Annotated in this window: 5 protein-coding genes; 3 read left to right on the forward strand and 2 right to left on the reverse strand. The window is 72.1% G+C overall.

Annotation, left to right across the window (positions count from 1 at the left end; genetic code table 11):
• The first annotated feature begins 665 nt into the window (after positions 1-665).
• The 3 genes from ACZ58X_RS35395 to ACZ58X_RS35405 are packed head-to-tail and all read left to right on the forward strand — an operon-like array spanning position 666 to position 3,994.
• A complete protein-coding gene (locus ACZ58X_RS35395) occupies positions 666-1,763 on the forward strand; it encodes a sugar ABC transporter substrate-binding protein (RefSeq protein WP_470337678.1) in 1,098 nt (365 codons plus the stop codon).
• Between the two features lie 42 nt (positions 1,764-1,805).
• On the forward strand, positions 1,806-2,600 hold the full coding sequence (locus tag ACZ58X_RS35400; protein WP_470337679.1) for an ATP-binding cassette domain-containing protein: 795 nt from the start codon (positions 1,806-1,808) through the stop codon (positions 2,598-2,600).
• The gene (locus ACZ58X_RS35405) at positions 2,597-3,994 is read left to right on the forward strand and encodes a sugar ABC transporter permease (RefSeq protein WP_470337680.1); all 1,398 of its coding nucleotides are present in this window, start codon (positions 2,597-2,599) and stop codon (positions 3,992-3,994) included. Before ACZ58X_RS35400 ends, ACZ58X_RS35405 begins: the two co-directional genes overlap by 4 nt.
• 1,214 nt (positions 3,995-5,208) lie before the next feature.
• Here the strand turns inward: ACZ58X_RS35405 and ACZ58X_RS35410 are convergent.
• Together ACZ58X_RS35410 and ypfJ are read right to left on the reverse strand one after the other, a co-directional pair.
• Positions 5,209-5,361 carry a hypothetical protein gene (locus ACZ58X_RS35410; RefSeq protein ID WP_470337681.1) on the reverse strand — a complete coding sequence of 51 codons (153 nt, stop codon included), beginning with the start codon at positions 5,359-5,361 and terminating at the stop codon, positions 5,209-5,211.
• A 1,224-nt stretch (positions 5,362-6,585) separates the two neighbouring features.
• Positions 6,586-7,443: KPN_02809 family neutral zinc metallopeptidase (gene ypfJ, locus ACZ58X_RS35415; RefSeq protein WP_470337682.1), on the reverse strand; the 858-nt coding region annotated here is incomplete at its 5' end.

The raw sequence follows: 7,443 nt of genomic DNA on the forward strand, positions 1-7,443 counted from the left end.
TTAAGAAGCGATCTCGTCTTTCCTGTTGCGCGTATTCAACTCCGCACCCTCCCCCTGCCCACTACGTGTGAACCCGCACCACCCGGCCCGGTGCCCGGCGCCGGGCACCGGGGCGCGGCGCCGGCCGCCGCGCGCGGGCAACCGGCGCGGGCGCGGGGCCCCGAGGGCGGCGGCCGGACGCGCGGGCGTCCGGCGGGCCACCCCCGCCCGCCACCCCACCGCGCCGACGGACCGCGCCGACGGCCTACCCGGCCCGACGGCGCACCCGGCCCGACGGCTCACCTGGCCCGACGGCGTACCCGGCCCGGTGGCGGATGACCCGGGCGGCGGCCCTGCCGCGCCGGGACCCGGACCCGCCGGCGGCGGTGGCCCGCGCGGTCGGCCACGGCCACCCGTACCCGCTCCTCCCCGCCTTCGTCCCCGCCCCGCGCCCGCGCCTTCGTCCCCGCCCCGCGTCCGCGAGTTCGGCACCGCCCCGGGCCATTACCGCGCGGCGGCCGTGGTGGCAAGCGAACACGCCGGTGAAGCCGGAAGCGTTCACGAAGATAACGAATAGCAGGCGGTCGCTCGGAGTCTGGTTTTACTTCTTGACGCCATGTACGCGGTCAGGGTTGACTCCCCCCACCCCGCCGCACCGCCGCGGCGCCCCAGGGAGAGGCACCCGTATGAACGCCGTACTGCGTCGCGTACTCGTCCCGACCGTCGGCCTCGCGCTGGCGCTGTCCATGACCGCCGCCTGCGGCAAGGCCGGCGGCGACAAGAAGGACTCCGCCGCCTCCGGCGACACCACCTCCATAGGCCTGCTGCTGCCCGAGAACGCCTCCTCCGTGCGCTACGAGTCCTTCGACCGCCCCTTCATCGAGGCCAAGGTCAAGTCCCTGTGCGCGCAGTGCAAGGTGCTCTACAACAACGCCGAGGGCAGCGCCGCCAAGCAGAAGCAGCAGTTCGACACCCTCCTCACCCAGGGCGTCAAGGTGATCATCCTGGACGCCTACAACGCCAAGTCCACCCAGGGCTGGGTGCAGGAGGCCGCCGCCAAGGGCGTCAAGGTCCTCGCCTACGACCGCCTGGCCACCGGCCCGGTCTCCGCCTACGTCTCCTTCGACAACGAGAAGGTCGGCGAACTCCAGGGCCAGGCCCTGCTGGACGCGCTGGGCCCCCAGGCCCCCGACGCGAACATCGTCATGATCAACGGCGACGAGGCCGACCCCAACGCCGCCCAGTTCAAGACCGGCGCCCACAAGGTCCTCGACACCAGGATCAAGAAGGTCGTCTACGAGCAGTCCGGGCAGTGGGACCCCACCGTCGCCGGACAGAAGATCGCCGCCGCCGTCACCGAACTCGGCAAGAACGGCTTCCAGGGCGTCTACTCCGCCAACGACGGCATGGCCGGCGCCATCATCACCCAGCTCCAGGGCTCCGGCATCAAGGTCCCCGTCGGCGGCCAGGACGCCGGCCTCGACGCCATCCAGCGCATCGTCAACGGCGACCAGGCCTACACCATCTACAAGGCCTACAAGCCGCTCGCCGACAACGCCGCCGAACTGGCCGTCGACCTCCTCCAGGGCAAGAACGTCACCTCCGTCGCCTCCGGCACCGCCGACAGCGCCACCGACAAGAACATCCCCGCCAAGCTCCTGGACGCCAAGATCGTCACCAAGGCCAACATCGCCCAGACCGTGATCGCCGACGGCCTCTACAAGGCCTCCGACATCTGCACCGCCGACTACGCCGCCGCCTGCGCCGGCGCCGGCCTCAAGTAACCCCCACCCGCACACCCCACCCCCCTCCCCAGGACATCCAGGATGGTTCATGTGACAGGCGCGCCCGTCCTCCAGCTGCGCTCGGTCTCCAAGCGCTTCGGCGCCGTCCAGGCCCTCACCGACGTCGACCTCGACGTCCACCCCGGCGAGGTCCTCGCCCTCGTCGGCGACAACGGCGCCGGCAAGTCCACCCTCGTCAAGACCATCGCCGGCGTCCACCCCGTGGACAAGGGCACCCTCACCTGGCACGGCGGGGCCGTACACCTGACCCGCCCCCAGGACGCCACCGCCCTCGGCATCGCCACCGTCTACCAGGACCTCGCCCTGTGCGACAACCTCGACGTCATCGCCAACCTCTTCCTCGGCCGCGAACAGCGCCGCCACACCCTGCTCGACGAGGTCGCCATGGAACAGCGGGCCCGTGAACTGCTGGACACCCTCGCCATCCGCATCCCCGACGTGCGCGCCCCCGTCGCCGCCCTGTCCGGCGGACAACGCCAGGTCGTCGCCATCGCCCGCGCCCTGGTCGGCGAACCCTCCCTGGTCCTGCTGGACGAACCCACCGCCGCACTCGGCGTCGAACAGACCGCCCAGGTCCTGGACCTGGTGGAACGCCTCCGCGAACGCGGCCTGGCCGTGATCCTGATCAGCCACAACATGGCCGACGTCCGGGCCGTCGCCGACACCGTCGCCGTACTGCGCCTGGGCCGCAACAACGGCCTGTTCCCCGTCACCACCACCACCCAGGAACAGATCATCGCCGCGATCACCGGCGCCCACGACAACGCCCACACCCGCCGCCGGGCCCGACGCGCCGAGGAAGAGGACGCCGCATGACCACCCCCGCCACCAACCCCCACCCCACCGGCGAGCCCCGCCCCGGCGAGCCCCGCCCCGACGACCCGCGCACCGACGACCCGCGCACCGGCGAGCCGGACACCACCGAGCCCCACGCCGGCGAGCCCCGCCCCGGCGAGCCCCGCCCCGGCGAGCCGCGCGCCGGCGAGCCGCGCGCCGGCGACCCGCGCCTGCACGGACCCGCCACGACCTGGGCCGGACGCGCCGACGCCGTCCGCCGGCGCCTGGCCTCCGGCGAACTGGGCGCCCTGCCCGTCGTCGTCGGACTCCTCGTCATCGCGATCGTCTTCCAGACCGTCACCCACCACTTCCTCCAGGCCGACAACCTCACCAACATCACCCGCTTCATCGCCGGCCCCGGCCTCATCGCGGTGGGCGTCGTCTTCGTCCTCGTCCTCGGCGAGATCGACCTCTCACTGGGCTCCGTCGCCGGCGCCACCTCCGCGATCGCCGCCGTCCTCGCGGTCCGCCAGGGCTGGCCCGAATGGCTGGCCATCGTCACCGCCCTCGGCGCGGCCTGCGCCATGGGCGTGCTGCACGGACTGCTGTTCGCCCGCGTCGGCGTGCCCGCCTTCGTCGTCACCCTGGCCGGCATGCTCGCCTGGAGCGGCCTGCAGGAATGGGTCCTGGGCGACGGCGGCACCGTCAACAACCGCCACGACGGCATCATCGCCGGCCTCGACTCCACCTTCCTCGGCGACGGCGACATCGCCTACGCCTGGGCCCTGGCCCTCCTCGCCCCCGCCCTCTACCTCCTCACCCAACTACGCACCGCCCACCGCCGCCGCACCGCCGGCCTCAGCGCCCGCCCCCCCGCCGACACCGCCCTACGCACCGGCGCGCTCGCCGTCCCCGGCCTGGCCACCGCCTACACCCTCAACCAGGACCGCGGACTACCCCTGTCCCTGGTCGTCCTGCTCACCACCGTCATCGCCACCGACTTCGTCCTGCGCCGCACCCGCTACGGCCGCCAGATCTTCGCCGTGGGCGGCAACGTCGAAGCCGCCCGACGCGCCGGCATCAACATCACCCGCACACGCGTCACCGTGTTCCTCCTCTCCGCACTCCTGGCCGGCCTCGGCGGCCTCTTCTACGCCTCCCAACAAGGCTCCGCCGACAAACAACTCGGCACCGGCAACGTCCTCATGATGGCCATCGCCGCCGCCGTCATCGGCGGCACCAGCCTCTTCGGCGGCCGCGGCAACGCCTGGTCCGCACTCCTGGGCATCCTCGTCATCCAATCCATCACCACCGGCCTCGACATGATCCACGCCGCCCAAGCCATCCAATACATGATCACCGGCGCCGTCCTCCTCGCCGCCGTCACCCTCGACTCCATCACCCGCCACACCCGCACCACCAACCACCACTAACACCCCCCACCCCGCCACCCCCACACGACCACAGAACGGCGGGACGGCGGGACAGCGGGACAGCGGGACGGCAGGACGGCGGGGCCCCCACACCCCGGCCAAGACCCCCACCACACACCGGAAACCGCCACACCCAACTCCCCGCGCACCCCCACCACCCCACCAAGGCAACGCGGCCCCGCCCTGCCACCACCCGAACACCCCCCACCCGCACAGAAACCCCGCGGAGCCGACTCCCGCTGCGCCCCCACCCCACCGAGACGGAACACCCCCCGCACCCCCCGGCCGAAACCCACACCACACACAGGAAGCCGACCGGCCCGACTCCCCCCTGCCCCCACCCCACCCCGCCGGAACGGCACGCCTTCGACACCCCCGGCCGAAGCCCCGCACCACACACAGAAACTCCGCGGGCCCGACTTCCCGCGCACCCCACCACCCCACCCCACCAAGGCAGCGCGGCCCGCCCTGCCACCACCCGAACACCCCCCACCCGCACAGAAACTCCGCGGAGCCGACTCCCGACGCGCCCCCACCCCCCACCGAGACGGCACCCCCGGGCCGAAACCCACACCACACACAGGAAGCCGACCGGGCCGAAACCCCGTGCCCCCACCACCGCCCAACCACTCCCCCAAACCCCAACCACCCCACCCCATCGAGCAACGCGACCCCGCCCCCGGGCCGAAACCCGCACCACACCGGAAACCGGCACGCCCGACTCCCGATGCGCCCCCACCGGGACGGCACCCCCGCACCCCCGGGCCGAAGCCAGCACCACGCACCGGAAGCCGGCACGCCCGACTCCCTGTGCGCCCCCACCACCCCACCCGGCCGGGACGGCACCCCCGCACCCCCGGGCCGAAACCCGCACCGCGCACAGAAAGTCGGCCGGCCCGACTTCCCCTGCCCACTGGCAGGGTGCTCGGGCCGAGCGGGCACGGCGGCGGGTCCAATGCGAGGGAACGCAGACGGTCCCGGGCACACCTGTCCGACCCGGTGCAGCGCGGCGGCGGAACGCGGTGACGACCAGGCCCGTCCCCACCCCGGTACCGCGCCACCTTCGCCTCGACCCCCACCCACTCCACCAGCAACAGAACGGGACACGGTCCGGCCACCGCCGCGACCAGCTCCCCGACCCGGTGAAGACCCGCCCGGGGAACGCGCTCCAGCCACCCGGGATCCAACCCCACTACCCGCCCCCGGGTTCGAGGTCACCCCGGGCACCACACCGGTGACCCGCGCCGCTCCCACCCGCCACCGAGCAGGTAGAACACCACCGACCCGCGCTCGGCCCTACCCGCCCCGTTCACCTCGACGAAGTGCCGCGGCTCGCACGCGATCGCGAACCACTCAAGAAGTTCCATGCCCCGGGCTCCCGTCTCCCCCGGGCCGGCCGAAGGCTCCAGCCCCGGAACACTCCCCCGAGCCACCACACCGCACCGCCCGACACTCACCTGGAGTGGACGGCCGCCCCGAACTCGAAGACACCCCGCCCACGCGGAGTACGTCACCACAACGGGCCCCCGGCACAGCCCATCCCTCCCCCGAAGACGTCGGCGCCGGTGACGGTCGGGTCGAAGGCCGACGGCCTGGCCCCCGTGGCCGCCCCGGCGTGAGCGGTGAGCCCGTCGGCCCGCGGGGACGCGAACCACCGTGCGGTGCCGCGCCCACGCAGACGGCCGCGGATAGCACGGGAGCAGTGGGCCCGGTCGGCCCCGAGACCGTTGGCCCGCGGGGACGGGAACCACCGTGCGGTGCCGCGCCCGCGCAGACGGCCGCGGATGGCACGGGAGAAGTGGGCCCGGTCGGCCCCCGAGACGAAGGACACCGCCATGGACACGGCGACGCCAGGGCGGGCGACGTGGAAGAGGACACGGCACCCGACACAGGCCCGACGGAACTCCAACACCAAGCCGGTGCGGCCCCGGCGGCCGTCACACAACCTCATGCCCGGGTCCGCGACCGCCAACGCCACCCCGCTCAACGGCCACGCCCGCCCACCAACGACCACCGACGACCACCGACGACCACGGCGGCAACGATCCCCACACCCACCCCCCGCGACACCGAAACCTCGAACTCCCGCTTGACGTCCAGACCGTAGGCCACACGCACATCCCCCGCGAGCAACACCAGCTCCCGCGTCCCCACCCGCTCGACCGCGCTCAGGAAGCATCCACAGGCAGCCCGGCAGCCCGGCAGCCCGGCAGCCGTCCCAGGCATCCACGGAGAGCGCGAAGCACCCCGCGGCGGTGTTCCCCCGGCGGAAGAAGACAACCCACCGGGGCACCACCATCCAAGCCACCCGGAAGCAACACACGCCCCCGCCCGGGCCACGGACGACCCGAACGCGCAAGAAGACCGGCCACACCACCGGGTCGAGCCGGAAGACCAGGCCCACACCACGGCAACGAGCCAGGGGACAAGCCAAAAGATCGGATCCACACCACGAGAGCGAGCACCGGACAAGCGGGGGGAGCGAGCACCGGACAAGCGGGGGGGCGAGCACCGGACAAGCGGGGGGGCGAGCCGGGAGATCGGATCCACACCACGGAGGCGAGCGGGGGTGGTCGAGCGGGGGGGGTGCGTCAGATCTTCCCGGAGAAGGTGTCGCACTGGGTCATGTCCCCGCCACGGTAACCGGTGGTGAACCAGGCCTTGCGCTGAGCGGAGGAACCATGCGTCCACGCCTCCGGGTTGATCCTGCCGGTAGCCTGCTTCTGGATCCGGTCATCGCCGACGGCCGCCGCCGCGTCCAGACCCTGGGCGATGTCCTGGTCGGTCAGAACCGAGATCAACGCACGCCCCGTCGAGGCCTGCGCCGTCGTGGTGGCATGATGCGCCCACACCCCCGCATAACAGTCGGCCTGCAACTCCAGACGCACCGACGCACTGTCCACCCCCTGACGATCACCGCCCACCTTCTGCATCGTGCCCAGCAGGTTCTGCAGATGGTGACCGTACTCATGGGCGACGACATAGGACTCGGCGAACGGCCCGCCCTTGGCACCGAAACGGGTGGACAACTCATCGAAGAAACCAAGATCGAAGTAGGCCATCCGATCACCCGGACAGTAGAACGGACCAACCGCCGAAGTCGCCGCACCACACGCCGTGGAGACCCGACCGGTGAACAACACCGTCTGAGCCGGCCGGTAGACGACCCCGCCACGACGCGGCAACTCCACACTCCAGAACTCCTGCAGACTGTTGGTCACCGCGGTGATCCGACAGTCCTGACGCTTGTTAGCGTCCACACCCTTCTTACACGACTGACGCACCTCACTCTCACCACGCACCCCGGTCACAGAGGAACCACCACCGCCACCACCGGACAGGCCCAACAACTGAGGATCGACACCGAGAACAACCGCGAACAACACCACGACCAACCCCACCACCCCACCACCGACAACGACCTTCCCACCCGGAATGCCACGCCGATC

The sequence above is a fragment of the Kitasatospora sp. NPDC040550 genome, from assembly GCF_055594965.1.

Excerpts from the sequence above, each read along its gene's own strand:
- ACZ58X_RS35395 (WP_470337678.1), top strand. The coding sequence starts at position 666 with ATGAACGCCGTACTGCGTCGCGTACTCGTCCCGACCGTCGGCCTCGCG.
- ACZ58X_RS35400 (WP_470337679.1), top strand. The coding sequence starts at position 1,806 with ATGGTTCATGTGACAGGCGCGCCCGTCCTCCAGCTGCGCTCGGTCTCC.
- ACZ58X_RS35405 (WP_470337680.1), top strand. The coding sequence starts at position 2,597 with ATGACCACCCCCGCCACCAACCCCCACCCCACCGGCGAGCCCCGCCCC.
- ACZ58X_RS35410 (WP_470337681.1), bottom strand. The coding sequence starts at position 5,361 with ATGGAACTTCTTGAGTGGTTCGCGATCGCGTGCGAGCCGCGGCACTTC.